The following is a 26,818-nucleotide window of genomic DNA, read 5'->3' on the forward strand; positions in this document are numbered from 1 at the left end:
CGCCGCACAGCTGAGCGGCGCCGCTCACCTCGGGGGTCGACGTTCCGGGCTGTGAGCTACACCGCCTTCTCGGAAAGTTCTGGTCGCCTGGCGGCCCTTGTTTCCGCAAACCGTGCGCGGCTGCAGTCCACCGACCAGCCGGGCGACCGCGGCCGCCGTAGTCTCGCCGAACTCGACCTTCCCACCGGGCAGGTACCAGCCGTCCTGATCGTCAGTGGTACACAACAGGATCCGGTCGCCGTCGCGCACGATCGCCCCGCCGCGCAGCTTGAAGCTGCCGCCCGCCCCCGTCTACGCGACATCCCCGTCCGAACCCGCCCAGCCGCTGACCACGATCAGCGGTCCGCGGAAGCGAAGGCGTGGCAGGCATCGGCGAGACCCTTGCGATTCTCGGCCGGGTCGGCGATGCCGGTGCGGATGTTGTTGGCGCAGCGCCAGGCGAAGTAGCCGGCTTGGACGGACCATCTGATGCGGAGGAAGGCGTCCAGCCCGGCTCGGATCTCCTGCTCGAGGTCGGGGTGCTGACGGAGGTAGGCGGGTACGACGTGGTCTGGTTGGCCGTCGGCGTACATGACAGCTGACGCTATGTCGTACAGGACGGGACCGTGCATTGCGGCGCCCCAGTCGATCAGGGCGACGGTGTCGTCTGGTTGGCGGAGGAAGGCCTCGGCGGCGGGGTCGCCGTGCAGCCACGCCCAGGTCAGGTCGTCGAACGCCCGTACGCCGTTCAGCGCGCTCTCGACGGCCGGACGGATCCAGTCCTCCAGGTCGAAGTACGGCTCGAACTGGGTCACCAGCTGCAGCCAGTCCTCCAGCTCACCGGGTGCGGTCTTCGACAGCTTGTGGAGCCGGGCGAGCGCCTCCCCGACGGCCCGCTGATCCGCCGCGTCTCCTGTCAGCGGCGTACCGTCGACGAATTCCAGTACGCCGACCTGCCGACCATCGACGCGTTCGACGACCCGGCCGGCGCGGCTCACCTGCGGCCGGCCCGTGACGAAGCCTGCGTCGTCCAGCCGCACGGCCAGCTCCAGGCCGGGCGCGAACGCCGAGTCCGCGGCGTGCACGGACTTCACGACCACTCGCCAGCCGTCCGCCGCGGCGAGCCAGGTCTCTGACCCCATCCCGCCGGTCAGCGCCTCCAGCCGCACCGGTTCGAGACCCCACCGCTCCTGCAGCACTCCGGGGACGTCCACGCGCCCACCCTGCCAGCGGCGGGCCTGCCAAGCATCCGGTTTCTCCGCCGCAAGCCGGACCGCCAGGCCATCACAACGATGGCCGCGCGCACGACTCCCCGCCTACCCACGGCCAACTTCGCCGAATGTGATGGCCTGGACGTCCGCCTCCCGAAGATGACCGGACCTGTGCCACTCATCAAGCAGCGCGCGGCGGAGACTGGGCCGCTCAGCCGTGCCCCTTCGGCGGCTGACCCCGGGGGTTGGTGAGTGTGGCAGGTCCGCGTCGTTTCCCGGGATGCCGCGTCGGCGTTGGGCGGCGGGGCGGACGGGTCAGCGCTGGGACTCCGTGGCGCGGATCTCGGCGGCCAGCTGCTGGATGGTGGTCCGGAGGGCCTGCTCGGCGTCGACGTTCAGCGTGCGGGCCTCGCGGACCAAGGCCAGCAGCTCCGCGCCGATGCGCTCGGCCTCGGAGCCAGGCGCCGCTGGCGTCGGCTCTGCGTCGGAGCCGGGCGCAACGGGTGTGGGCTCGGCGCTGGAGGCCGCCGGCGTCGCGTCGGCGGAGAGGACCTTGGCGGCGCGGCCGAGGATCTTGTCGGCGAGGGCTAGCGCGGGCAGGGCCAGGGGGATGCCTTCGAGGACGGAGGAGCGTTGCTTCTCCGCGGCCTTGATGGTTTCCCAGTTGGCTTCGACGGCGGCCGCGTCGGCTGCGTCGACGGTGCCGAAGACGTGCGGGTGGCGGCGGACCAGCTTCTCGACGATGTCGCCGGAGACGTCGTCGATCGAGAAGCCGTCGTCGGTGTCCTCCTCGGCGATCCGGGAGTGGAAGGCGACCTGCAGCAACAGATCGCCGAGTTCCTCCCGGAGGTGGGCGCGGTCGCCGGTGTCGATGGCCTCGAGAGTTTCGTAGGTCTCTTCGAGGAGGTACTTCGCGAGGCTCTCGTGGGTCTGCTCCTGGTCCCACGGGCAGTTGCGGCGGAGGCGGTCCATCACGCGCACGAGGTCGATCAGTCGTGCGCCGGGTACGTCGTACGAGCCGTGCAGGATCTCCACCTCGTACGGCGGTCGCGGGTCGCGCGTGAGCTGGTCGGCGACGACCCGGAGCAGACCGGGCTCGCCATCCTCACCGACGAGCCACGCGACCTGTCGGCCGGAGCCGGCCGCGGTCGACAACCAAGCCCAGTGTTCGGCGACGCTGCCCTCGACCTGGGTCACGGTCAAGCCGGAGCCGACGAGCGCCTGCACATCCGGCCGCAGCTGCCCAGCTCCAGCGGGGCCGGCGCCGATGGAGTCGGCGTCGGTGAAGGCCTGCCACGCGGCGCGGGTGAGCAGGCCTGGTGCCACCCGCGGGCTGGTCAGGACGACCGTGATCCCGCCCGTGGGGTCACCAGGCATGCGGCGGCCTCAGCCCTGGCCCTGTTGCTGCTGCTGGGCCTCTGCGGCTTCGCGCCTGGCCTTGGCCTGCGCGGACTCCGAGGACAGCGAGCCGGAGATGTTGCCGTTGATGGCGCCGTCGGTCCACTGGCCGAAGCGCGGCGCGATGGTGACCTTGATGTCCTTCGAGGCGTCCTTGACCGCGGCGATGCCGGCCTGCTGCTTCTGCTGCGCCTGCGGGTCGTTGACGCCGGTGCCACCGCCGAGCTTGATGGTGGTGACGGCGGCCGCCGCGACCTGGTTCAGGAAGTCGCGCGAGACCGTGTCCTGCTGGAACTTCTGGTACGACGCCTCGTCGCGGACCACGAGCTTGGCCGCCTCGGCGATCTCCGCGTCGCTGACCGGGATCGACCGCTCGTCGCGGACCTGCTCGACCAATTCGTTGTTCACCAGCTCACCCAGCGTGACGTTGGCGTTGAAGTCCTGGCCGAGGGCCGTGGAGACCGCGCGCGAGGTCTTGTCGACGTCGCCGACGCTGATCTCGGTCCCGCCGACCACAGCCGCCGCGCCCGGGTGCGTCCCCGCCGCGCAACCGCCGACCAGCAGCACCGTAGCCACTGCGGCACCGATGGCCCGAAGCCGTCGCGATGTGCTCACCGAATCTCCTCGTTCGTCCAGTTCAGGTTCACGCCGGTACCCCGACCGGTTCGGCGATCACGTCGTCGATCAACCGGGTGCACCACTGCAGCAGCTCCTGATCGCGGAGCGGCTGACCGGCGACCGGCCGGGTGGCAGGTCTCGGCACCAGGATCGTACGCAGTTGCGGCTTGACCAGACTCTTCGGGTACAGCCTGTTCAGCCGGAGCACCTTCGAATCGGGCAGCTCGACCGGTCCGAACCGGATCAGGTTGCCCTGCAGGGTGACGTCGTGCAGGCCGGCCCGGCGGGCGTGATTGCGGAACTTCGCCACCTCGATCAGGTTCAGCACCGGCTGCGGGATGTCGCCGTACCGGTCGTGCAGTTCCTCGACCAGCTCGGCGATGCCGTCCTCGTCGCGGACCGCCGCCAGCCGCTGGTACATCTCCAGCCGCAGCCGCTGCGACGGGATGTAGTCGTGCGGCAGGTGCGCGTCGATCGGCAGCTCGATCTTGACCTCGGGCTCCTCGGCCTGCGTGTCGCCGCGGTACTCCGCGACCGCCTCGCCGACCAGCCGGACGTACAGGTCGAAGCCGACGTCGGCGATGTGCCCGGACTGCTCGCCGCCGAGCAGGTTGCCGGCGCCGCGGATCTCCAGATCCTTCATCGCGACCGCCATGCCGCCGCCCAGGTCCGCGTGCTGCGCGATCGTGGCGAGCCGGTCGTGCGCCGTCTCGGTCAGCGGCTTCTCCGGCGGGAAGAAGAAGTACGCGTACGCGCGCTCCCGGCCGCGACCGACCCGGCCGCGGAGCTGGTGCAGCTGGGACAGGCCGAGCAGGTCGGCGCGCTCGACGATCATCGTGTTCGCGTTCGAGATGTCGATCCCGGACTCGACGATCGTCGTACACACGATGACGTCGGACTGCTTCTCCCAGAAACCCTGGATCACGCTCTCGAGGGTGTGCTCGTTCATCTGGCCGTGCGCGACGCTCACCCGGGCCTCGGGGACCAACTGGCGGATCCGGGCGGCCGCCTTCTCGATCGTGTTCACCCGGTTGTGGACGACGAAGACCTGACCCTCGCGCAGCAGCTCGCGCCGGATCGCTGCGGTCACCTGGCCTTCCTCGTAGGCGCCGACGAAGGTCAGCACCGGGTGCCGCTCCTCCGGCGGGGTGGCGATCGTCGACATCTCGCGGATCCCGGTGATCGACATCTCCAGCGTCCGCGGGATCGGCGTCGCGGACATCGTCAGTACGTCGACCGCCGTCCGCAACCGCTTCAGCTGCTCCTTGTGCTCGACGCCGAACCGCTGCTCCTCGTCGACCACGACCAGTCCGAGGTCCTTGAACGCGACCTCGCCGCTGAACAGCCGGTGCGTCCCGATCACCACATCAACCGACCCGTCGGCCAGGCCGTCGATGGTGGCCTTGGCCTCCTTGTCGGTCTGGAACCGTGACAGCGGCGCCACGTTCACCGGGAAGGCGGCGTACCGCTCGGCGAAGGTCGCGTAGTGCTGCTGCACGAGCAGCGTCGTCGGCACGAGTACGGCGACCTGCTTACCGTCCTGGACCGCCTTGAAGGCCGCCCGTACGGCGATCTCCGTCTTGCCGTAGCCGACGTCACCACACACGATCCGGTCCATCGGCATGACACGTTCCATGTCGTGCTTCACGTCGTCGATGGTGGCCAGCTGGTCCGGCGTCTCCACGAACGGGAACGCGTCCTCCAGCTCGGCCTGCCACGGGGTGTCCTTGGCGAAGGCGTGACCCTTGGTCGCCTGCCGGGCGGCGTACAGCTTGATCAGCTCGCCGGCGATCTGCCGGACCGCCTTGCGGGCGCGGCCCTTGCGCTTGGCCCAGTCGCCGCCACCCATCTTGTCCAGCGTTGGCTGCTCGCCACCGACGTACCGGGTGACCTGGTCGAGCTGGTCGGTCGGCACGTACAGCCGGTCGCCGGGTTGCCCGCGCTTGCTCGGGGCGAACTCGATCACGATGTACTCGCGGGTGGCCTTCTGAGCCCCCGTGCCGACGGTCCGCTGCATCATCTCGACGTACCGGCCGACGCCGTGCTGCTCGTGGACGACGTAGTCGCCGGGCTGCAGCTCGAGCGGGTCGACCGCCTTCTTCCGCCGGCTCGGCATCCGTTGCTGGGAACGCCGTTCGGCCGCCGACCGCTGGCCGGCCAGGTCGTTCTCGGTGAGCACCGCGAACTTGATGCCGTCGGCAATGAACCCGTGGTCCAGCTGGCCCTGCGAGATCAGTACGACGCCGGGCGCCGGGATCTCCTCGATCCCCTCGACCACCCGGGCCGGCAGCTCGGCCTCGGAGAACACCTCGGCCAGGCGTTGCGCCGGACCGTGACCCTCGGTGACACACACGACCCGCCAGCCGTCCCGCAGCCAGCCGCGGACGTCCTCGACCGCGGCCGCCGTCTCACCGCGGTACGGGTCGACCTCGTGCGCGGCGATGATCCGGCTGCGAACCGCACCCGCGTCCGGGTCGATGTCGAACGAGATCCGCTCGCCCATCGAGTCCCGCAGCTCCGGCGTATCGGTCGGCGCGGCCGCGAACGGTGACAGGCTCCACCAGGCCAGGCCCTTGCCCAGGGCCTGCGACCGGACGTCGCCCAGCGACATGTACGCCGCCGCACCCAGGTCGATCGGCGCCTCGCCACCACCGGCGGCCGCGGCCCACGACGCCTCCAGGAACTCCTGGCTGGTCGCGACCAGATCGTGCGCCCGGGCCCGGACCCGCTCGGGGTCGCTCACGACGACGTGCGTACCGGCCGGCATCAGGTCGACCAGCAGCTCCATGTCGTCGACCAGCACCGGAGCCAGCGACTCCATGCCCTCGACCGCATGTCCTTCGGCCAGCTTCTCGAACAGCTCGGCCAGCTCCGGGTGCTCCTTGGCCAGTACGGCGGCGCGCGACCGGACCTCCTCGGTCAGCAGCAGCTCGCGGCACGGCGGAGCCCACAGCCCGTGCTCGGCGATCTCCAGCGAGCGCTGGTCGGCGACCGCGAAGTACCGGATCTCTTCGATGTCGTCGCCGAAGAAGTCGACCCGCAGCGGATGCTCCTCGGTCGGCGGGAAGACGTCGATGATGCCGCCGCGGACCGCGAACTCACCACGCCGCTCGACCAGATCGACCCGGTGGTACGCCGCTCCGGCGAGCTGCTCGACGACGTCCTCGAGGTCGACCGAGTCGCCGACGTGCAACTGCACGGGCTTCAGATCGGCCAGCCCGGCGACCTGCGGCTGCAGGACGGACCGCACCGGCGCGACCAGGATCTTGATCGGCCCGGTCGTCTCGTCCGACGGGTCCGGGTGCACGAGGCGACGCAGTACGGCGAGCCGGCGGCCGACCGTGTCCGAGCGGGGGGAGAGCCGCTCGTGCGGCAGCGTCTCCCAGGCCGGGTAGTAGGCGACCGTGCCGGGCTCGACCAGGCACTGCAGGGCCTCGGTCAGCTCTTCGGCTTCCCGGAAGGTCGCCGTCACCGCGAGTACGGGGCGGTCGGCGCCGTTCTGCTCCGACGCGATCGCGGCGAGCAGGACCGGGCGGATCGGGGTCGGCGCGCTCAGGTCGAGGGTCGTAACGCCGTCCGCCTTGGCGTCACGAACGGCCTCGGCCACCACCGGATCGGTGATCAGGGTGTCGACCAGACCGCTCAGTTTCACGAGTTGTACTTCCCTTGGGTGGCTTCGAGGCCGTCGGTGAGCAGGGATTCCACCGCGTCCGCGGTCCGGTCGGCGGCGAACGGAAGATCCTTGCGTTCGGTCGAGGAGAACTCGTTGAGGACGAAGTCGGCGGGAGCCTGCCGGCCCGGCGGACGACCCACACCGAACCGGACTCGATAGTACTCACCGGTGCCAAGCGATTTCCGCAGCGACTTGAGCCCGTTGTGGCCGTTGTCGCCGCCGCCGAACTTGCACCGCAGGACGCCGAAGTCGATGTCGAGCTCGTCGTGCACGACCAGCAGGTTGGCCGGTTCCAGCTTGAAGAACTTCAGCAGCCCGGACACCGGGCCGCCGGACTCGTTCATGTACGAGCGGGGTTTGGCCAGCACGGTCCGGATCCCGCTGATCCGGGTCTCGATCACCTCGGCCTTGACCTGCTTGTGCTGCTTCCACTTGCCGCCGGTGCGGGCGGCCAGCTCGTCGGCCACCAGGTGACCGATGTTGTGCCGGGTGCGGGCATAGGAAGGGCCGGGATTCCCCAGTCCGACGACCAACCACACGTCGTCCGCCACGGATCCCGGCCCTTCCTGCTGTCTGTGTAGTGAGGCGCAGACTACTCGGCGGCGGCGGCCACCGGCTCCTCGACCGGAGTCGGCTCGTCCCTCTCGATCCCGGCCTCGGCCTCGGCGTCGGCCAGCTCGGCGTCGACCTGCTCGGCGGTCTGGGCCTGGGTGATGTTCACGATCAGGGTGTCCGGCTCGATCGCCAGCGTCGTCCCGGCCGGGAACTGCAGGTCGGAGGCGTGGATCTGGGCGCCGACGTCGAGGCCCTCGATCGAGACGGTGACGCCGTCGGGGATGTGGGTCGCCTCGGCCTCGACCAGGACGCTCGGGTGCTCCAGCACGACCAGCGTGTCGCTGACGGCCTCGCCCTCGAGGTGGACCGCGACCTCGACCTGGACCTTCTCGCCACGCCGGACGATGACCAGGTCGACGTGCTCGATGAAGCCCTTGATCGGGTCGCGCTGGACCTGCTTGGGCAGCGCCAGGTGCGACTCGCCGCCCTCGACCTCGATCATCAGCAGGGCGTTGGCGGTCTTCAGGGCCAGCATGGTGTCGTGACCGGGCAGCGTGATGTGCACCGGGTCACTGCCGTGGCCGTAGAGGACGGCGGGAACCTTGTTGTCCCGGCGGATTCGGCGGGCAGCACCCTTGCCGAACTCCGTGCGCGATTCGGCTTGGATCTTGACCTCGGCCACGAGATGAACTCCTCAGGTGCGTTGCGGTGATCAGTTGTCTAGGTGGAACTCGGCTGCGGCCTCAGCGGGCGCCTGGTGACCCCGAGAAGGCGTCAGGCAACGAACCACCGCGTCGATCACGGAGCCGCGCCCATCAGTTCTCGGGGGGCGTCCCTCGCCGAGGCAACCAAAACAGTCTACCCACCACCTCGCCCAGACAGGAAATCCGTTCCCCCGGGCACTTCTCTCCCCGTCCGGCTCACCGGTCGTGACCGGTTTTCGGGTGTCCGGTCAGCTGAGTCTGGTCCAGACCTTCCGGAGGGCGCGGGCCGCGTCGCCTTCCAGGCCGGCGTTGTCCAGGGTCTCGGCCAGTTCGTCGAACTCCGGACCCCAGCGCCAGGCCACGCTCCTGAGATTCTCCGGCAACCGCGGATCCTTGAGCGATCCCGCGTCCGCGCGGACCTGCTGGGCGATCAGCGCGTCCGTGACGCCGTGCTTCTCCGCGAGCTGGAAGGCCAGCACCGCCAGCGCCGCCTTGCCCTTGTTGTAGAGGGCGTACGACGACTTCGCCGCGCTGGCCGCCCCTGGCTCCGCACCGACCACCATCGGGGTGACCGCCGTGCCGGCCCAGAGCTCGGCCGCTTGCTCAGCGGCGGCACCCGAGAGCATCAGGTGCGTCGGACTCGGCCCACCGGTCGGCGGCGGACCCACCACACCGGCGTCCACGAAGGTCGCCTCCGACACCGCCGACTGGGCCTCGCGCAACGACATCGGGGACAACGGGTTCGCCTCGATGTACAGGCCGCTGAAGCCCGCACTGCCGACCTGCTTGGCGATATCCACTGCACCTTGCGGTGCACACGAGCACAGCACCACTTCGGCCCCGCGGACCGCTTCGGCGAACGGCGTACCGATCAGCCCGGCCTCCGCTGCACGCGCGGCCGATGCCTCGCTGCGCCCCTCCGGCACCCAGTGCACTTCATGGCCGGCGGCGACCAGTTGAGCGGCCAGCTTCGAGCCCATAGCGCCGGGATGGAAGACAGCGATTCGCATGGGCCAGTCCTCTGGGAGAGCGGTCAGTGGTCTCCAAGATAGGCCAGTACGGCGAGCACCCGGCGGTGCTGTTCATCGTTGGTGATCAGCCCCAGCTTCGCCAAGATGCTGCCGACATGGGTCTCCACGGTCCGCTCGGTCAGGAACAGTCGGCGACCGATGCCGACGTTCGTGCAGCCCTCGGCCATCAGTGCGAGGACCTCCCGTTCGCGAGGGGTCAACGGCGCAAGGCGATCGTCGGCGCGCTGCCGTCCGATCAGCCGGGCGACCACCTCGGGATCGAGTGCCGATCCGCCGGAGGCGACCCGGTCCAACGCGTCGAGGAACTCGTCCAGCGCGAGTACGCGATCCTTGAGCAGGTAGCCGAAGCGGCCGGTCGCGACGAGCTCGACCGAGTGCCGGGTCTCGACGTGCTGGGAGAGCAGCACGATGCCCAGCTCGGGGTTCTGCATCCGGAGCCGACGAGCGGCCCGGGCCCCGTCGTCGGCGCGTCCACGGCCAGGCCGGCGATCTCATGCCCTGCGTCGGCCAGCAACCGCGCCAGCCCCTCCCGGAACAACGCCGAGTCCTCCCCGATCACGATCCGCACGGCAGCACCGCCTCGATCGTCGTACCCCGGCCGGCGGGACTACGCAGCTCCAGAGACCCACCGACCGCCGCGACCCGATCGAGCAACCCGCTCAGACCAGAACCAGGTCTCGGTGCCGCTCCGCCGCAGCCGTTGTCCTCGATCAGCACCCGCACCTCGCCCGTCGACCGGGCCACCCGGACCGCGATCGACGTCGCGTTCGCGTACTTCGCGGCGTTCGTGACAGCCTCGGCCGCCACGAAGTACGCCGTCGTGGCCAGTTCCTCGGGCAGTTCGGACGGGATCTGCAGGCGGACCGGGATCGGCATCGACTGCGTGATCGCGCTCAACGCCGCGTGCAGTCCGTCGTCGAGGCTCGCCGGCCGCAACCCGTGGGCGATCTGCCGCAGCTCAGCGACCGCAGTGGTCAGCTCCGCGACGCCCTGGTCGAGCAGCCCGTCGACATCGACCGACCCGTCGCCCAGATGCCGCTGCGCCAGCCGCATCGCCATCCCCAGCGAGACCAGCCGCTGCTGAGCGCCGTCGTGCAGATCCCGCTCGAGTCGCCTCCGCTCGGCGTCCCCCGCCTGCACCAGCCGCGCCCGACTCGCCTCGACCTCACGCAGCGCACCGGCCAACTCGGCCCGCAGCCGCGTCACCTCGACCAGACTGGCAGCCCCAGCCGCCACGGCCTTCAGTACAGCGGGACTCGTCGCATCGGACGCCAGTACGCCGATCTGCGCACCACCCAGCATCACCGGAACCAGCTGTGGTCCGCTGACCGGCGTACCGGCGGCATCGACGAAGCCAGAGGCCCCGGGGACCAGTAGGCCGACCCGCAACGCCGGATCGCGCAGTGCGGTACGCAGAGCGGACTCCAACTCCTCCGGCTGCGCCTGCTCGGTGTGGATCCGTCGCTGCAGGTCCTCGATCGCCAGCAGGGCAGCGCGACGTGGTGGGTAGAGCCGCCGGTCGACCGAGCGCTGCAGGCGAGAGCGCAACGGCGACAGGACCAGCGCACACACGGCCGTGGCGGCCGCGGCGACGGCTGCGGAGTCGCTGACGACCAGACCCAGTGATACGGCGGCGACGGCGTACGTGCCGAGGAGGACGACCATCACGATGCCGTACGTGACACTGTCGGCCACCACGCGATCGACGTCGTACAGGTCGTACCGGAGCATGGCCACCCCGACGGACGCCGGGAGGGACACCAGGGCGACGATGCCGACGATGGTCGCAACGATGCCGGTGTCGCCGGTGACGATGATCTCGGCGCCGCAGACGAATGGGTAGAGGACGGCGGCCAGGCCGGCGAGCATCAGCCACTCGAGCTGGGCCCGGACCTTGCCGGTCGACCGGCGGAACCGGATCACCACGGGGACGATCGCGATCAGGCACAGGGCCAGGAACGCGAAGAACTCGACGTCGCTCACGACCCGAAGGACTCCGGACAGCGGTTCATAAGGTCTGGGCAGTTCCTGCAACGGCGGCAGGAAGGGCTCCGAGGCGAACACGCCGAAGACCTGTTGCGCCACGCCGAGCGCCAGCAAGGCCGGCGGGACCGGCCTCCAGCGGCGGCTCACCAAGCGACCGGTCGGGAAGTAGAGCAGCAGGTACGCGACCGCGACCAGCAGCCACCAGCCGCTCTCCTCGAGCCAGGCCACGACTCGGCTGTCCAACGGCAGGCGCCCGGGATCGTGGACCGCGGCGTTGTAGTAGACGTCGCGTGCGGTCAGGAAGACCGCGATCGCGCCGATCCAGCCGAGGATCGCGCCGACCGGGTTGGCCGGTTCACGCCGGCTGACAGCGAGGCCCAGTACGGCGATCGCGGTACCGATCGCGGCCAGGCCGACGAAGTTCCGGAGCGTGTGCGGCCCGGTGCGGTACGCGATCAGCACCCAGGTACTCCCCGCGACCATCGCAACGACGATCAGGAAGGTGCCGAGCGCGCCCCACCGCGGCCACCGCATGTCGTCAGAGTAAGTCCGCCGTACGCCGGACGGCTCCGAGCCAGCACGGAGGCCGGCGTCCGTACCGGCTCCGATGTGCCGGCCTGGGGATCGGGCGTTCGCTGAACCTGTCCGTTTCTCTCGCAGGGGGTCAGCATGTCCACCGAAACTGTCCGGCCAGCCGTCGCTCCGTCCGCCGATCCGGTCACCCGCCGGCGCATCGGCGCAGTCGGCCTGGTTCTCACCATCAGCAACCTCATCGCGATGCCGGGCGGCGTGCTCTGGCCCGAACCGTCCGGCGGCGGCGAGACCTACTCGTACGCCGACATCCAGCCGCTGCGGGACCGCTGGTGGGGGCTGCTGGTGCTCCTGGCCGCGGGCGCGCTGCTGGGTGTGCCGGCCCAGGCGTTCCTCACCACCTACCTCGTCCGCAAGCGCGGCGCCGCCTGGGCCACCGCGGGCGGCTTCATGATGTGGATCGGCATCGCGTTCCAGGCGGTCGGCGTCGGCGGGCTCGCGGCGGCGTACTACTTCGCCACCGGAGTCGACGCCACGGCCGGTACGCCGGTGATTGCCAGCGTCAACAACGACCTGCTGCACCTGTTCGGTCCGGTGCTCGCCGGCGCGCTGCTGGTTGCCGTCGGCACGGTCGTCCAGGTGGTCGGGTTGTGGCGGTCGCACGCCGTACCCCGCTGGGTCCCGCTGCTCGTGCTCTTCATCGTGATCAGCTTCGTGGTCCCGGGCAACGGGTGGATCGGGCTGACCGTCCAGGTGCCGATGGCAACGGGCGGTATCGCGATCGCGTACTACGCGTGGCGGCGTACCGCCGTCGATTAGTACGGCGAGGAGGCAACGCGCTACCCCTCGTCGTCGAGTGGGCCGAACCGTTGTCACGGCGTGGTGCCGGGTGCAGCTTGGAAGGAACAGCGGATCTCTGGGGAGGGGAATCCAATGGGTGAGAACGCAGTGGGACGCCGCCAGGCGCTGAGGGGTGCAGGAATCGCCGCGGGTGGTGTGGCGATCGCTGGGCTGGCGACGGCCACGCCTGCGGTGGCGGGCAACGACAACGGGCTGCTCGGCAGCTGGATGTGCGTGCGTCAGGACGACGGTACGACCGACAAGGTCCGGCTCGTGTTGAGCTTCGCCGGCGGCGGCGTGTTCGTGTCGCACGACATCAGCCCGGCCGGACCACCGTTCACCGGTACCTGGTCGAGTAAGGGCAAGTCGTTCCGGGCGACGTTCTGGACCGGCTTCCCGGGCGAGCAAGGTCCGGAATCGGTCGGGCCGACGGTCCGGGTGCAGCTCAGGGGCACGCTGTCGCACGGCATGATCTCGGCGACCTACCGGGTTACCGTGTTCGCTCCGGGCAGCGCGACCGAGGTGGTAGAGACGGTCACCGGGAAGCTGACGGGACGGCGGATCAACGCCTGACCGACCACGTCGGGGCGTACGGCGTGACGTCGTACGCCCTGCTGTCTAGGCGCGGCCCTCGAACAGGCTGGTCACCGAGCCGTCCTCGAAGACCTCGCGGATGGCCCGGCTGATCAGCGGCGCGATCGACATTACGGTGAGCTTGTCGAACCGGCGGTCCTCGGCGATCGGCAGCGTGTTGGTGACGATCACCTCGCTGGCCTGGCAGTTCTTCAGCCGGTCCACCGCGGGACCGGACAGGATCGCGTGGGTCGCGGCGATCACCACGCCGGCGGCGCCTTCGGCGTACAGCGCGTCGGCCGCCTTCGTGATGGTCCCGGCGGTGTCGATCATGTCGTCGACCAGGATGCAGACCCGGCCCTTGACCTCACCGACGACCCGGTTCGCCATCGTCTCGTTCGGCCGCTCGATGTCGCGGGTCTTGTGGATGAAGGCCAGCGGCGCGTTGTTCAGCCGGGCCGACCACTGCTCGGCCACCTTGATCCGGCCGGCGTCCGGGGAGACCACGGCCAGCTGCTGGTCGCCGTACTTGTTCCGGACGTACTCGCTCAGGATGGGCATCGCCATCAGGTGGTCCACCGGGCCGTCGAAGAAGCCCTGGATCTGCGACGTGTGCAGGTCGACACAGATCAGCCGGTTCGCGCCGGCGGTCTTGAACAGGTCCGCCATCAGCCGGGCCGAGATCGGCTCGCGCCCACGGTGCTTCTTGTCCTGCCGCGCGTACCCGTAGAACGGCAGGACGACGGTGATCCGCTTGGCCGACGCCCGCTTCAGCGCGTCGACCATGATCAGTTGCTCCATGATCCACTCGTTGATCGGCGAGGTGTGGCTCTGGATCACGAACGCGTCGCTGCCCCGGACCGACTCCTCGAACCGGACGTAGATCTCGCCGTTGGCGAAGTCGTACGCCGAGGTCGGGACCAGGCCGGCGCCGAGCTGCTCGGCCACCTCCTCGGCCAGACCGGGGTGAGCCCGGCCGGAGAACACCATCAGGTTCTTCTCGGTGGTTCGCTTCATCCCGCTCATGGCCAGCCTCCCGTTACGCCGTCTCGCCAGTGTCGCCCTGCGCGGACTGTTCCGCCGCGAGAGCTTCTTCGGCCGCCTTGGCGGTCTTGGTCCCGGCCCGCTTTCGCGCGACCCAGCCCTTGATGTTGCGCTGCCGGCCCCGGGCCACCGCGATCTCACCCGGGCCGACGTCCTCGGTCAGCGCGGTCCCGGCGGCCAGGTACGCACCGTCGGCGACGGTCCGCGGCGCGACGATGACCGAGTTGCTGCCGATGAACGAGTGCTTGCCGATGTGGGTCGGGTGCTTCGCGACCCCGTCGTAGTTTGCGAAGATCGTGCCGGCGCCGATGTTCGCGCCGTCGCCGATCGTCGCGTCCCCGGCGTACGTCAGGTGCGGCACCTTGGCGCCGTCGCCGATGGTGGAGTTCTTGGTCTCGACGAAGGTGCCGATCTTGCCCTTCACGCCCAGCTTGGTGCCGGGGCGGAGGTATGCGAACGGGCCGACAGACGCTCCGGGGCCGATTTCCGAGCTGGATCCGTGCGTGCGGATGATCGTCGCGCCCTCGCCGATCTGTACGTCCGTGAGGGTGGTGTCCGGACCGATCGTGGCGCCGGTTTGCACGGTGGTTTCGCCGTGGAGCTGGGTGTTCGGCAGCAGGGTGACGTCGCGGGCGAGCTGGACGGTCTGGTCGACCCAGGTGGTGTTCGGGTCGACGATCGTGACGCCATCGCGCATCAGTTTGCCGAGCGTGCGGCGGTTCAGCTCGGCGCGGAGCGTGGCCAGCTGGACGCGATCGTTGACGCCCTCGGTCTGCATCGCGTCCTCGGTGACGTGCGCGCCGACTCGCTTGCCGTCGTTCCGGGCGATCGCGAGTACGTCGGTCAGGTAGAGCTCGCCCTGCGCGTTGTCGGTGGTCAGCCGGCTCAGCCCGTCGCGCAGCGTGGCCGCGTCGAACACGTAGATCCCGGCATTGATCTCGTCGATCTCCCGCTGCTCGGGCGTCGCGTCCTTGTGCTCGACGATCCCGGCGACCGTGCCGTCCTCGCCGGCGATGATCCGCCCGTACCCGGTCGGATCCGGCACGCGGGCGGTCAGGACCGTGACCGCGTTGCCGTGCTTGTCGTGCTCGGCGATCAGCTCGTGCAGCGTCTCCGCCTCGAGCAGCGGGACGTCGCCGGACGTCACGATCACCGAGCCGTCGAAGTCCACCGGTACGGCGCTCAGCCCGGCCCGGACCGCGTCACCGGTGCCGAGCTGCTGCTCCTGCACGGCGGTCTTCACTCCCGGGTCCACGTCTTTGAGGTGGGCTTCCACCAGCTCGCGGCCGTTGCCGACCACGACGACGAGGTGTTCGGGGGCGAGTGCCCGGGCGGTGACCACGGCGTGCCCGACGAGGCTGCGCCCGCCGATCTCGTGCAACACCTTCGGGGTCGCCGATTTCATCCGGGTTCCGAGCCCGGCGGCCATGATGACGACCGCCGCGGGGCGATGGGAAGTCACGCGGTCTTCTCCTCGAGTTCCCTGCGAGTTTCTCGAACAAGTATCAGCATGGGCACTCGAACCAGTGCCCGCGCAAGCCTACTTGCTCATCAGAACGCCCTTGACCAGATCCCCCGGCCGTGATCGGTCTCACGTTGCGTCTTCGGTCACTCTCCGTGCTCGATCCGCCGCCGTGGTACTCATCTGAGGTGTACATCCGCTACCAGAGCCCCACCCCCGACCACCGCGGCCGGCACATCGGAATCTTCGGCCTGGTCAACCAGCTCGGGCACCGTGGCCTCCTGACTCCTGAGGAAGAAGCCTTTCGCCGCGAGAACAACGCCTGGTACGACGCCACGTACACCAACCCGTCGCACGTCGACCCCACCGTCTACGCCGACAACCTCCTGGCCGCCGCCTGGTTCAAGCCCACGGCCACCCACCTCTTCGACCGAATCCCCGGCTACCTCACCATCCTCGCCGCCCACGCCATCCCCTGCACCCGCCACACCTCCCCCGACCCCGGCCAAATCCTCTACGAAGACCCCCACCAAATAGTCGTCATCCCGCACTGACGGATAGGAGCACAGCGATGGGCCTGACTCTCGGAGCGATCGTGCTGAACACCAACGACCTCGGCCGTGCCGCCGAGTTCTGGAAGCAGGCCCTGGGGTACGACGCCTCCCCCGACAACCCGGACTTCCTCATCCCTCCCGGCGGCCCCGCCACTCGCCTCCACCTCGACGAGACCGACCGTACGCACCTCGACCTCTGGGTCGACCGCACCACCTCGACCCTCGCGTCCGAGGTAGACCGCCTGATCGGACTAGGCGCCACCCGCGTCGAAGACTGGACCTACCCACCAGACGCGGACTTCGTCGTACTAGCAGCCCCCGACGGCACCGTCTTCTGCGTCATCGAGTGACTGGGGTGCTGCCCTCGAAGAAAGAAGGCAGCGACTCGAGCGGTGCGATGCTCGCCGGCGGGAACTGCTGCGGAGGACCGACCGAGCCTTTCTCGGTGCCGCGCAGGTGCCGCTCGACAAAGCGTTGGGTATTCCTGAGGACGGTGGCGCACTGGGCAGCTGTGATCTCGCCACTGCTCAGAGCATCAGCAAGGTCGTCGAGATCCAGTACGTGATAGCGATCAGCACCGGGCGGTACGAGAAAGTCGGCGTAGAGGTCATGGACGACAAGTCCAGCCTCAGTGCGTTCGACGTCGACCAGGTCGACGTACCACCAGCCCTCCACCGGGCCTTCGAACACAACCGGCCTGGTCAACTGGATGCCCTGGTCAAGCAACAGATAGCTGCGATCGACGGTCGGCCGTCCAGCCACCTGATACTCGGGCAGGATCCGTACGTCGTACGCGACAACCTCTCCGATCCGGCGACCGGGACACCACTGCCCCGTGCGATGAAGGACCCGAACGTTCTCGATGGGCGGCGTTGTGGTCACCTCGCGACCCTCTCATGACTGTCGGTGAGCTCTGGAATGCTGCCCGCATGGAGAGTTTCGTGGACGTCGGCGACGTCACCCTGTACGTCCGTGAGCTCGGTCAACGCACCGGCAAACCCTCCCTGGTAGTGATGCACGGCGGCCCGGACGTCGGCCACGGCTACCTGCTCCCCGGCTTCGAGCCCCTGGCCCGCGACCACCACATCGTCCTCTTCGACTTCCGCGGCTGCGGCCGGAGCACACGCGGTCTCCCGGACGACGAGCTCCAACCGGAGTACGTCGTACAAGACACCCACCGCCTGATCGACAAGCTTGGCCTCGGACAGGTGGACCTCCTCGGCTTCTCCACCGGCGGCCGCGCCGCGATGCACTTCGTGGACAAGCACCCGCAGCAGGTCCGCCGCCTGGTGCTGGCATCAACAACCGCCTACAGCAGCACCGAGAGTGCCCAATACCTAGCCGGCTGGCGGGAGTACGAACGCCGCCAACACACCGAAGACGCCGCGAACGGCGCCCTCCGCAACTCCACGATCTTCGTCTGGGACCTGGACCTCGCCCCCGCCTATCTCGAACTCCTCCAAGCCATCGGCCCAGACCTGGGCGACTGGTCCGAGGAACGTGCAATCCAAGGCCTCATGCACCCCTGGTGCCCCGGCGACCCCGAACAGATCCTCCGCGACTTCCCCAACCCGATCCTCATCCTCCACGGCGAAAAAGACATGGGCTTCCCCCTCCAACTAGCCCACCGCCTCCACACCGCCGTCCCCACCACCCAACTAGCCGTAATCCCCAACACCGCCCACATGTGCCACTTCGAGACCCCCCAAACCTGGTCCAACCACATCCGCCAATTCCTCGCCTAACCGCATGCCTCGTCGTCGATCTCGGCGAGTGCTGTACGCCGCCTGCACCGTCGGCCCGGTGCATAGGGTTGGCCGGCGACTGTCGGCGATGGGTTGGAGTGGTTGGTGGAGCTGGGGCTGGTCGGGCAGGCGGTCGGCATGTTCGCGGTCACCAACGTCGAGAACTGCCGTCTTCTACAAGAAAACGTTGACCTAGATCCGAGTCGGTCGGGAGGTACAGATGATGGTCGATCTCAAGGCTGAGCTGTTGCGGGTCCTGCAGGGCAGCCGGGCGGCAATGCTCGCCAAGCTGGACGGCTTGTCGGAGTACGACCGGCGCCGTCCAGCGACTCCAACAGGCACGAACCTGCTCGGCTTGGTCAAGCATCTGGCCGGCCTGGAGTACGGCTATCTCGGTCAGTCGTTCGGCCGCCCACCCATCGTGCGCCCGTCCTGGTTCCGAGACGACCCGTACTCCGAGATCGACATGTGGGCCACACCCGACGAATCGAGCGACTACATCACCGACGTCTACCGGCAGGCCGGCACTCATTCCGACCTCACTGTCGCCGAGCTCGACCTAGACAGCCCAGGCCACGTAGCGCATTGGGCCGAAGGCCACCAGGAGACAACGTTGGGCGTCCTGTTGATCAGGATGGTCGCCGAGACACAACAGCACGCCGGCCACGCCGACATCATCCGCGAACTCATCGACGGCCGAATCGGCGGCAACGAGGCAACCGTCGATGCGGACGCGACGTTCTGGCACAACAGAAGAACCGCCGTTCAAGAGGCCGCCAACCACTTCCGCGCACCGTGAGCCGACCGGACGCACCCGCGAGAAATCCCATCGCCAAACTGACGGCGGCAACGTGTACGTCGGTGTCTGCAAAACCTCGACACCGAGGTAGTCCTAGGCAGTCACCAAACGTCCAGCCTCCGCGACCTCCTACCCGCCAACACCTGGCCCGCGCCACTGGACTGAGCGTCGCAGAAGCTTGGATGGACAACGGCGGTAATTGGGATCCGTCGGACTGGCGCTGATGCGAGACTCGTGAACCGTGTACGAGCTTCCGGTAGAGAACGCCGACGGATCCGCACTGCTGAGCTTCGATCGGCTCCGCGAAGACGAGCTTGCTGGGTTGGATCCATCCGTGCCGTTGACGGCGTCGCTCGTGGTGCTGTGGTGTCGCGGCGACTGCCTCATGGTCTTCAACAGGTTCCGGCAGGCGTGGGAGTTGCCCGGAGGCATGCTCGATCCCGGCGAGTCGCCTCGCGAGGCCGCGATACGAGAACTCGCCGAAGAGAGCGGGCAGCGTCCGAACTCCCTCGATTTCGCGGGCGTAGCGCGCATCCGAGTCGCACCCGACCACCGTCTCGAGTCTCTGGCGATCTACCGAGGACAGATTGTCTCGCCGCAGCCCTTCACGCCGAATGACGAAATGTCCCACAGCACTTGGTGGAACCCTAGCGAGCCCCTAGCCGACCTACTCCCCATCGACGCAGCCCTCGCGACACTCTGTCCGTGATCCTTCGTACTATCGACAATCGGCCTAGGGCCGTGGGCGAAGTACATCCCTCACTCCCCACCGACACGATCAGGCGAGCTGGAATGGCCTTCCTCTGACAGTTGCCGCTTGAGCCGCCTCCGAGCGTGCACGTCGTCCTGCCCCAGCGCAGCAAGGTCGTCAAGGCGCCCGGCCCGAGCGAGGAGATCCATATGCCAAAGGTGCGCGTTGTGTCGCCAATCATGAGCGCTGTAGCACTCCGCGACAGCACTCACGGCCGATATCGCACGGTCCCAATCGCCGTGGTCCTCAGCATCGCGAGCGATCTCATCCCACAACATGGCGTCATCCTCCCCCGTTGATGGCTCCGCGCGTCTCCGGCTACGTCAATCGCCAGCCCGAGGCACGGAATCGCGGCAGGTCCGCGCTTTGTGATCGGCGTAGTCGGCAAAGCGTCAGCCAGCGCTTCCAGGGGCGACGGCCGTGAGCGTATCTTGATACGCGTGGCATCGAGATCCTTGCCGCAACGCGCAGTCCGCGCGGTCGGCGAAAGCCCGCTCTCCGAGTGGCTTGCCCGCGCTCAGGAGCTGGCTTACGGGCCGCTGATCGAATGGGTACGACGCAGCCCGCTGCACACCGACGTACTCGGTCATTCGTTGCATCCGTCGCTGACCGACGTGACCGCCGGGTGCTGGCTCGGCACGTCCCTTCTCGACCTCGCCGGTGGGTCCGAGTCGCGTCGCGGGGCGACGCTCCTCGCCGGGTTCGGGCTGCTGGCGTCCGTGCCGACGGCTCTCGCAGGCGCCGGCGACTGGGCGGAACTGTCAGGCACTGAACGCAGGATCGGTGCGGTCCACGGTCTCGGCATGGACGCTGCGACGTTCCTCTTTGCCGGCTCGCTCGTCGCGCGTCTGCGCGGCGAGCACCGGCTCGGCACAAAGCTTGCCGTAGCCGGGAACCTGGTCGTGGCGGGTGCGGGCTTCCTCGGCGGCCATCTAGCTCTGCACCGCGGAACTGCTCGTCGAACTCCCATGGCTGAGCGCAACTAGACCTCTCAACCCAATGCAGTGCCCATCATCGGCACGGCCTGCAGCAGCCTGGAGCGGGCGGACCGGGCCGGGGGCACCGGTCGCGAGCCGTATGGCATTGCGTGGGCACGGTCGGGCTATTCCGTCGCCCGCGCCGTTGAGCGCATGCTGGAAGACGAGGGCGGGGGGCCTCGACAAGGGGGAGGTGGTTGTCATGACCCACCGAAGTTCGACTGGGACCACGCGCGCCGACCAGGTTGCTGCTCCCGCACCAGAGTCAGCGCGTACGCAGATCGGCACAGTCGTGGCCGGATCGCTGGCCGCTGGGTTCGCCGCGGCGGTCATCCTCGCGTTCCTGCCAGTCGACACCGTGGATATCAACTTCTCCACCGCGATGGTGCTGTTCGGGTTTGCGCTCGGGTGGGCGCTGTTGGGGTTGCTGTCCGTGCGGTTCACCGACCAACCTCAGCGCTGGGCCTTAGTGCCCGCGATCTTCATGGCCGTGTCCGGTGCGGTGGTGCTCATGGTCCCGGACTCTGTGGTGGACGCGCTGGGGTGGGTGTGGCCGCCCCTTGTGGTGGTCTTGGTGGTCTGGGTGTGGGTCCGCGCCAGGCGTGAGCTGCAGAGCCGCACCAGGGCGTGGCTGCTGTGCCCGGTGCTGGTCGTCCTGGCACTTCTCGCCGTGGGCGGCGGGTACGAAAGGATCAGTCGGTCCACCGCACCGGCGGTTGCCAGGCCCGGGCAACTCGTCGACGTGGGACCATACCGACTCCACCTGGACTGCCACGGCTCCCGTAGTCCGACGGTAATCCTCGAGCCCGGCGCGGGCGGATCGGCGGCGTCTATGGGGCTGATCGCTCCCGCTGTGGCCAGTGACAGCCGAGTATGCGTCTACGACCGGGCGGGCCGCGGCTGGAGCGATCCGGCTGCGAGTCCACCCGATGGTGCGCAGATCGCCACAGATCTCCACACGCTCCTGGACCGTGCACAGGTCCCGGGTCCGTATGTCCTGGCCGGACATTCCTTTGGCGGGCTGTACGTGAGGACGTATGCCTCAAGGTATCCCGGGGAGGTCGCCGGTCTCGTCCTCATTGACTCCACCGCCGCCAAAAACGAGCCCGCGCCCCCGCCGGAGACGGGTTCCTACAGCGTCTTGAAGCACGTGTCTTCGTTGTTCGCGACAACCTCACGGCTGGGCATCGGCCGGCTTCTGGCCAACATCTCCTACGCCGATCTCCCGCCGCAGTACCGCGACGATGCCCGCGCCACCGCCGCCACCGGGAAGGGACTGAGCGGGACGCTCGATGAGTACGGCGTCGCGAATCGGTCCACGGCCCAGGCGGGAACACTCCGCAGCCTCGATGCGAAGCCACTGGTCGTCCTGACCGCCGAACGCGGAAACTCCGAGGGATGGATGGCTGACCAGAACAAGACAGCCACTCTGTCCACCAACAGCCTCCATCGCGTCGTTCCAGGAGCAACCCACGCCTCCCTCGTGGAGAACCCGGATCACGCAGCAGCGGTCACCCGCGCAATCCACGACGTCATCGTCTCCGCACGCACCGGGACACCGCTCACCCACCCCTGACACCAAATCTCCATCCGCAGCCGAGGACGGGGCCGGCCTCGCGAGTTCCGTCAACTCTCTTGAGGTTGTGCAGCCGTGCGGATGTGGCGATGACTTCTGCCAAAGCTTCTACGCAGCCCGTCCACCCGACGGCGCTTACGGGCCTGAGCACCGCAACGTCCTTCTCGACCCGCCTTGGACCGGCATGCTGATCCTCGACGTCGTCGACGATGAGATCGTCTACGTGGAAATCCTCGACCGGCCGCCACTTGACTGACGCGTAGGCACCAAACGCGGCATGGGAGTGCGTTCGCGCCTAGTGTGTCGCCATGGTCGCCCCGATTCCGATCTCAGTCGCTGCACTTGTGCGCGACGGTCTCGTGCTCCTGGTGCATCGCCACCCATCGCGTCGGTGGTATCCCGACTGCTGGGACCTCGTCGGCGGACATGTCGAGTCAGGCGAGTTGCCTCACCAAGCCGTCACTCGGGAATGCCTCGAAGAACTCGGCGTCCACATCCACCACCCCCTGCCCATCCCGATGACGATCAGCGACCCCACCCTCGACAAGCACGCGTTCCTCGTCACACGCTGGGAAGGCGAACCTGTCAACGCCGCACCCGAGGAGCACGACGATCTTCGCTGGTTCCGGCCCAGCGACCTAGCAAACTTGAAGATGGCCGACCCGGCCAGCCTGTCAAGCATCCTGAGCGTCATCCAAGTCGCAACCGAATAGCCGTTACGAACCGTCCGCTCATCGGCAGGAGCGCGTGGAATGCGGCAGATGACTGCGTTTCACCCGGCCGAGCTCCTCACCCGCGACGGCGGGTACGCCGCCCTGGCAGCGTGAGCTACCGGACGCCGAACGTCCGGAATCGGGGGTACGTTGCTGGCATGTCTGACTTCACGATCAAGGCGCTCACGCCGGAGACTTTCGACGACTTCGCCGCTCTCGTCGAGCGGAACAAGGGCATGTTCGCCAGCTGCTGGTGCACGCATTTCCATCCCGACTGCGCGGAGAAGGGCCAGAGCGCCGAGGGGAACCGGGCGCTCAAGCAACGTCTGGTGGCCGACGGGATCGCGCACGCGGCGCTGGTCTACGACGGCGACCGGGCCGTCGCCTGGGCGGAGTACGGATCACCCGAGGAGCTGCCCAACATCCAGCACCGCAAGGAGTACGTGGCCACTGCCGAGCGACTGCCCGACTACCGGGTCACCTGCATCCTGGTCGAGCGCGGCCTTCGCGGTCAGGGCCTGGCGGCGATCGCCCTGCGCGGAGCCGTCGACCTGATCGCGCGGGCCGGCGGCGGCCTGGTCGAGGGCTACCCGCACGACACCGGCGGGGTCCGGAAGAAGAACTCGTCGTTCCTCTACAACGGCACCCGCACGATGTACGAGCGCGAGGGCTTCACCTACGACCGACCCAAGGGCCAGGGCAACTGCGTCATGGTGCGCGAGGTCGACCCGAGCACGCGCAACTGAACCGGTCCCTCGCTCCACGCGGGAGACCACGGCCACCCGGCACCGCGCCGTCTCCACGAGTCGCTCGTCTTCTCGACGATTGCGCTTATGTGCGCACTTTCGTGAGACCTTCTGGCGGGCTCTCGCGACCGATCCGGACGCCCATCGGTTCCTTCAGAGCTCGACGAGTTCGCGGCGGGAGGTTGCGAGGTCGCCGTCTCTTCCCAGCACAATCATCCGCTGATAGGCGCATCAGTTGGCGGACACGTGTCGCGCATCCGGTCTGGCGGATCACAGCCAGGCCAGATGGTGCTACTCGGCTTGCGGTCCCAGCGGTCGTGTGCGCAGCACGCGACGGCAGGAGCGCGCGAGCTCCGCGCGGAATAACCCCGGTAGTTCTAGCTCCCCCGCCAGGTTTCGATCCTGGTCTTCGAGATTCAAAGTTGCCGCAGCCCCGTCCGCACCCGTCCACACGAGGCGTTCACACGCTCCGGCGTTGAGCGTGACCCGGCCCCGCTCGCGCTTGGTCGTCCACCCCGGTCTACACCGCTTGTTAGCAAATCCGTTAGCAAGATCCCTCTTAGCACCCCAGCGGCGATCACCTGAGAGCATGCTGGTCATGTCGACTGATTACGGACAACCTCTTGCCCAGCTCATCGGCGACGGCTTCCGAGTCCCGCCGCTACTGCCAGGCTGGACCGCTCTGGAAGGCGTCATCCTGGTCAAGTGCCTGGACGACGAAGGCCGCCCAAGCTGGGCATTCCGCGAGACCGAAGGAATGAACATCGAAGAGGTCATCGGCATCCTCACCATCCAACTGGACATGTTGCGGGAGCGAGCCGTTGACGCATTCCGAGAAGATGACGATGACTAACGATCGTCATGCCTCCTTCGGGCGCTGCCTGCACATGGCTGAGCCTCTGCGTCTTCCCGTCTGCCGTTCAGCCCACGCGTAGCGCGATCAGGACTGGGCTGAGCGGCAGGCGGGAAGACGCACCCCGACCCGACTCCGACCTAGCCGGCCAAATCGGCCCTGTGACCCGGAGTCGTGAGGCCCCGCCGGAGGCAATGCCCTTAGTCCTGGGGAAGACACCGAGAGCGGGCGCGGCGGTGAACGGCCGGAGGCCGCATGCGCACGCCGCGCCGCGCGCCGAAGGCGCGCCTTGATCCATAAGAGCCAAATTCGGCAAGAGGGATCACAAGATCGGCGGATCAGTTGTCGGATCACAAGATCGGCGGGACTGTGTCCTGTGACGGCTGATGCCTGACAGTCGTGTGCCAGCTGATGGTTGTCATCGGCACGACCGCGCGGAACGCGGCATGTCAGGATGTTCCCGTGACGGAGAGACGTTTCGTCATCGGGCCCCGATTGGCCGATGGCTCATTTCGCCTGACCCGCCAGCCGGACGGACGGACGTTGCGGGCGCGGTCCTGGGATGACGTATGGGCGGCCTGCCCTGAGTTCGACGTCCCGTGGCGGTCAATCGACTTCAGCGATTCGCAGGTGCATGACCTAGCGGTCACTTCATGGGGGGAGCATCCTGACATGCCTCCGCGACCAACGAACTGATCGCGGCTACTTGTCCGGTCGAGCGTAGCCGCGCTCAACGCGGCATGAGCGAAGTTCCCGCCGCGTCGCAACCCACATTGGACCGACCACCGCTGACACAATCCGCGGGTGGAGACCAGACTGGACAGGGCTGGCCGTTCGCCCCTGCACTACGCGGCCGCTGAAGGCCGCGTGACAGACGTGCGGGATCTACTTGAGGGAGGCGCCGAGGTTGATCTTGCTGACAAGGCGGGGTTTCCCCTCTGCACCTCGCTGCCCAGAAGCTCCACGCCGACGTTGCACGGCTGCGTCTTCATATCCCGAAGAATCCGAACACCGCCCACATTCACATCCGGGTTCTTCGCGATCCAATCGATCAGAGCGTCGGCCGTGATGTCCAACGGTGTCGGCATCAGGTCCGCCGGCACCGGACCCGGCATCGGAACCTTCGGAGCGCGCTGACTCATCCCACCTGATCCGTCCTGCGTGTGGCGAGCCACCACTATCAGCCCTCCTACTGGGCCTGACCCGTTTTGACGGACATCCGAGATCAGGAGCTTGTGCTCCGGAAGGATGTTCATCATGGATCTCAGGCAGCCGGATGGCAGGCACAGTACGCTCGTAGTAGTCAGGCTTGAAGTCGAAGCGAGCGTCGAACGCCGCCCACGCCTCGGCGTATTCAATCGGCCGCCACACTCCTTCGGCCCGGAATGCTTCGCTCATGGGCAGAGGCTAGTTTGGTGCGGCCCCAGACGCCTCAACTCTTCCTATCGGCGTCGTGAGCGTGAATTCGACCTTCGAACCGAGTATGAGGCGCGTGTGATCATCAATGGGCGACGATGCGCGTGACGGGGCGGCCGAGAAGGACGGCGACGTCAGCGAGTTCCTGATCGTCGAGGTCGTACTTCGCGCGAGTCGTATTCATGGCGCTCACCCTGTCGGCCGAGCGGGTCCACGACATCCGGCGGCGCTGGGTGCGGGACGCCGACGTTGTCGGCCTTGGTCACCTCGGCTCGTGGGTCGTCGCCGTTTGATCCAGTCGCCCAGGATCGGCTGGCGGTTCGCTGGTGGCCGACCGGCGGCCTCCGTAGGAGGCGACCAACGCGTCCGCGACGATCGCAGCGTCTGCCTCCGCCACGTCCGCCGGGTACTCCGGCAAGAGGTCGTCCCAGACGACCAGCCACGACCCGTACAGCTGGGCCTGTCCCTCGGGCCGGGCGAAGAACCAGATGTGCAGGTGTGCAGCACCGTCTCCGATGCGGTAAACGTGGGCCCGCGAGACGCGCGGCAGTGCCTGCATGTGGCGGACGAGGTGTGTGTTTAACAGTCCCAGCTCGGCGGCCAGCTCATCGGGCAGGTCCGCCATGTCGTAGTGATCGCGCGGATATAGCATGAGCACCAGCGGCACGCCGACTCCTGTGATCTGGGCCAGCCGCCAGTGGGCGTCGAACCAGATTCCTTCGTTCCGGTTGCGACAGTCGTTGCAGTCCGATGGGTCCTCGCCGTGCCGCGCTGGCTCGGGCAGAACCGGCGGGCGCAGCGGCGCGACGCGCAGCCCGTCCGGCTCGAACGGACTGATCTCCCACCCCGTCATACGTGCCAGCGGGAGCCGGCGCGCGCTATCCGCAGCGGCGACTGCGTGGTCATAGAACTCATCCGGTTGCAAGGCCATGATCCGCAGATTAGTACGACAGAGACTCTTCATATCTAGAGGCCTAGTGCTGGCCGGGCGCCGTTCGGAGCAGGCCCGGCACCCCACGCTCAGTAGCCCGGGAGAGCCCGAGCATCCGCTCTTCGGCATGACCGCGCGGATCGCGGCTACTT

Annotated in this window: 27 protein-coding genes; 13 read left to right on the forward strand and 14 right to left on the reverse strand. The window is 68.2% G+C overall.

The genetic code is table 11. The features are described 5' to 3' along the window. Positions 1–24: 24 nt before the first annotated feature. The 10 genes from ACZ3HV_RS31190 to ACZ3HV_RS31235 form a co-directional block, all read right to left on the reverse strand. On the reverse strand, positions 25–249 hold the full coding sequence (locus ACZ3HV_RS31190; protein ID WP_465689429.1) for a hypothetical protein: 225 nt from the start codon (positions 247–249) through the stop codon (positions 25–27). Positions 250–335: 86 nt separating this feature from the next. Continuing rightward, complete coding sequence (locus ACZ3HV_RS31195; RefSeq protein ID WP_465689431.1) at positions 336–1,193, reverse strand: phosphotransferase enzyme family protein; 858 nt, start codon at positions 1,191–1,193, stop codon at positions 336–338. Positions 1,194–1,505: 312 nt separating this feature from the next. Further along, a complete protein-coding gene (locus ACZ3HV_RS31200; RefSeq protein ID WP_465689433.1) occupies positions 1,506–2,567 on the reverse strand; it encodes a nucleoside triphosphate pyrophosphohydrolase in 1,062 nt (353 codons plus the stop codon). A gap of 9 nt (positions 2,568–2,576) precedes the next feature. After that, a complete protein-coding gene (locus ACZ3HV_RS31205) occupies positions 2,577–3,203 on the reverse strand; it encodes a SurA N-terminal domain-containing protein (RefSeq protein ID WP_465689435.1) in 627 nt (208 codons plus the stop codon). 28 nt (positions 3,204–3,231) lie between these two features. Further along, complete coding sequence (gene mfd / locus ACZ3HV_RS31210; protein WP_465689437.1) at positions 3,232–6,858, reverse strand: transcription-repair coupling factor; 3,627 nt, start codon at positions 6,856–6,858, stop codon at positions 3,232–3,234. Beyond that, on the reverse strand, positions 6,855–7,430 hold the full coding sequence (gene pth, locus ACZ3HV_RS31215; protein ID WP_360362352.1) for an aminoacyl-tRNA hydrolase: 576 nt from the start codon (positions 7,428–7,430) through the stop codon (positions 6,855–6,857). Before pth ends, mfd begins: the two co-directional genes overlap by 4 nt. Positions 7,431–7,471: 41 nt before the next feature. Further along, positions 7,472–8,116, reverse strand: coding sequence for a 50S ribosomal protein L25/general stress protein Ctc (locus ACZ3HV_RS31220; protein WP_465689439.1), 645 nt, complete (start codon positions 8,114–8,116; stop codon positions 7,472–7,474). Between the two features lie 270 nt (positions 8,117–8,386). Beyond that, complete coding sequence (locus ACZ3HV_RS31225) at positions 8,387–9,148, reverse strand: DUF1932 domain-containing protein (protein ID WP_465689441.1); 762 nt, start codon at positions 9,146–9,148, stop codon at positions 8,387–8,389. A gap of 23 nt (positions 9,149–9,171) precedes the next feature. Next, positions 9,172–9,600, reverse strand: coding sequence for a LuxR C-terminal-related transcriptional regulator (locus ACZ3HV_RS31230; protein WP_465689443.1), 429 nt, complete (start codon positions 9,598–9,600; stop codon positions 9,172–9,174). 124 nt (positions 9,601–9,724) lie between these two features. After that, positions 9,725–11,689 (reverse strand): sensor histidine kinase, encoded by a 1,965-nt coding sequence (locus tag ACZ3HV_RS31235; protein WP_465689445.1) that lies wholly within the window; start codon positions 11,687–11,689, stop codon positions 9,725–9,727. Between the two features lie 135 nt (positions 11,690–11,824). On the opposite strand from ACZ3HV_RS31235, the gene ACZ3HV_RS31240 reads away from it, so the two are divergent. Next, the gene (locus ACZ3HV_RS31240) at positions 11,825–12,505 is read left to right on the forward strand and encodes a hypothetical protein (protein WP_465689446.1); all 681 of its coding nucleotides are present in this window, start codon (positions 11,825–11,827) and stop codon (positions 12,503–12,505) included. 114 nt (positions 12,506–12,619) lie between these two features. Next, positions 12,620–13,099 (forward strand): hypothetical protein, encoded by a 480-nt coding sequence (locus tag ACZ3HV_RS31245; protein WP_465689447.1) that lies wholly within the window; start codon positions 12,620–12,622, stop codon positions 13,097–13,099. Between the two features lie 45 nt (positions 13,100–13,144). Here the strand turns inward: ACZ3HV_RS31245 and ACZ3HV_RS31250 are convergent, their stop codons facing one another. Both ACZ3HV_RS31250 and glmU read right to left on the reverse strand, forming a co-directional pair. Beyond that, entirely contained in the window at positions 13,145–14,125 is a 981-nt protein-coding gene (locus ACZ3HV_RS31250) for a ribose-phosphate diphosphokinase (protein WP_465689449.1), read from the reverse strand. A 13-nt stretch (positions 14,126–14,138) separates the two neighbouring features. Then, on the reverse strand, positions 14,139–15,605 hold the full coding sequence (gene glmU / locus ACZ3HV_RS31255) for a bifunctional UDP-N-acetylglucosamine diphosphorylase/glucosamine-1-phosphate N-acetyltransferase GlmU (RefSeq protein ID WP_465689451.1): 1,467 nt from the start codon (positions 15,603–15,605) through the stop codon (positions 14,139–14,141). Positions 15,606–15,793: 188 nt separating this feature from the next. On the opposite strand from glmU, the gene ACZ3HV_RS31260 reads away from it, so the two are divergent. Together ACZ3HV_RS31260 and ACZ3HV_RS31265 are read left to right on the forward strand one after the other, a co-directional pair. After that, positions 15,794–16,159 (forward strand): hypothetical protein, encoded by a 366-nt coding sequence (locus ACZ3HV_RS31260; RefSeq protein WP_465689452.1) that lies wholly within the window; start codon positions 15,794–15,796, stop codon positions 16,157–16,159. 17 nt (positions 16,160–16,176) lie between these two features. Then, positions 16,177–16,509, forward strand: a complete 333-nt coding sequence (locus tag ACZ3HV_RS31265) for a VOC family protein (RefSeq protein ID WP_465689454.1) — start codon at positions 16,177–16,179, stop codon at positions 16,507–16,509. On the opposite strand, the gene ACZ3HV_RS31270 is transcribed toward ACZ3HV_RS31265, so the two are convergent. Further along, positions 16,499–17,041: a DUF402 domain-containing protein gene (locus ACZ3HV_RS31270; RefSeq protein ID WP_465689456.1), complete on the reverse strand. Its 543-nt coding sequence runs from the start codon at positions 17,039–17,041 to the stop codon at positions 16,499–16,501. The two genes, ACZ3HV_RS31265 and ACZ3HV_RS31270, sit on opposite strands and share 11 nt — an antisense overlap. A 47-nt stretch (positions 17,042–17,088) precedes the next feature. On the opposite strand from ACZ3HV_RS31270, the gene ACZ3HV_RS31275 reads away from it, so the two are divergent. The 9 genes from ACZ3HV_RS31275 (at position 17,089) to ACZ3HV_RS31315 (ending at position 25,456) form a co-directional block, all read left to right on the forward strand. Beyond that, positions 17,089–17,904 carry an alpha/beta fold hydrolase gene (locus ACZ3HV_RS31275; protein ID WP_465689458.1) on the forward strand — a complete coding sequence of 272 codons (816 nt, stop codon included), beginning with the start codon at positions 17,089–17,091 and terminating at the stop codon, positions 17,902–17,904. A 220-nt stretch (positions 17,905–18,124) separates the two neighbouring features. Continuing rightward, positions 18,125–18,703, forward strand: coding sequence for a DinB family protein (locus tag ACZ3HV_RS31280; RefSeq protein ID WP_465689459.1), 579 nt, complete (start codon positions 18,125–18,127; stop codon positions 18,701–18,703). Between the two features lie 241 nt (positions 18,704–18,944). After that, complete coding sequence (locus tag ACZ3HV_RS31285; RefSeq protein ID WP_465689461.1) at positions 18,945–19,412, forward strand: NUDIX hydrolase; 468 nt, start codon at positions 18,945–18,947, stop codon at positions 19,410–19,412. A 482-nt stretch (positions 19,413–19,894) separates the two neighbouring features. Next, the gene (locus ACZ3HV_RS31290) at positions 19,895–20,440 is read left to right on the forward strand and encodes a DUF2231 domain-containing protein (RefSeq protein WP_465689463.1); all 546 of its coding nucleotides are present in this window, start codon (positions 19,895–19,897) and stop codon (positions 20,438–20,440) included. A 193-nt stretch (positions 20,441–20,633) separates the two neighbouring features. Beyond that, positions 20,634–22,007: an alpha/beta fold hydrolase gene (locus tag ACZ3HV_RS31295; protein WP_465689465.1), complete on the forward strand. Its 1,374-nt coding sequence runs from the start codon at positions 20,634–20,636 to the stop codon at positions 22,005–22,007. 308 nt (positions 22,008–22,315) lie between these two features. Continuing rightward, the gene (locus ACZ3HV_RS31300) at positions 22,316–22,720 is read left to right on the forward strand and encodes an NUDIX domain-containing protein (RefSeq protein WP_465689467.1); all 405 of its coding nucleotides are present in this window, start codon (positions 22,316–22,318) and stop codon (positions 22,718–22,720) included. A gap of 158 nt (positions 22,721–22,878) precedes the next feature. Continuing rightward, positions 22,879–23,466: a GNAT family N-acetyltransferase gene (locus ACZ3HV_RS31305; RefSeq protein ID WP_465689469.1), complete on the forward strand. Its 588-nt coding sequence runs from the start codon at positions 22,879–22,881 to the stop codon at positions 23,464–23,466. Between the two features lie 598 nt (positions 23,467–24,064). Further along, positions 24,065–24,319 (forward strand): hypothetical protein, encoded by a 255-nt coding sequence (locus ACZ3HV_RS31310; RefSeq protein WP_465689471.1) that lies wholly within the window; start codon positions 24,065–24,067, stop codon positions 24,317–24,319. An 804-nt stretch (positions 24,320–25,123) separates the two neighbouring features. After that, positions 25,124–25,456, forward strand: a complete 333-nt coding sequence (locus tag ACZ3HV_RS31315; RefSeq protein WP_465689473.1) for a hypothetical protein — start codon at positions 25,124–25,126, stop codon at positions 25,454–25,456. Positions 25,457–25,997: 541 nt separating this feature from the next. Here the strand turns inward: ACZ3HV_RS31315 and ACZ3HV_RS31320 are convergent. Then, on the reverse strand, positions 25,998–26,666 hold the full coding sequence (locus ACZ3HV_RS31320; RefSeq protein ID WP_465689475.1) for a hypothetical protein: 669 nt from the start codon (positions 26,664–26,666) through the stop codon (positions 25,998–26,000). Positions 26,667–26,818 lie beyond the last annotated feature (152 nt).

The sequence above is a fragment of the Kribbella sp. NPDC020701 genome (assembly GCF_055562215.1).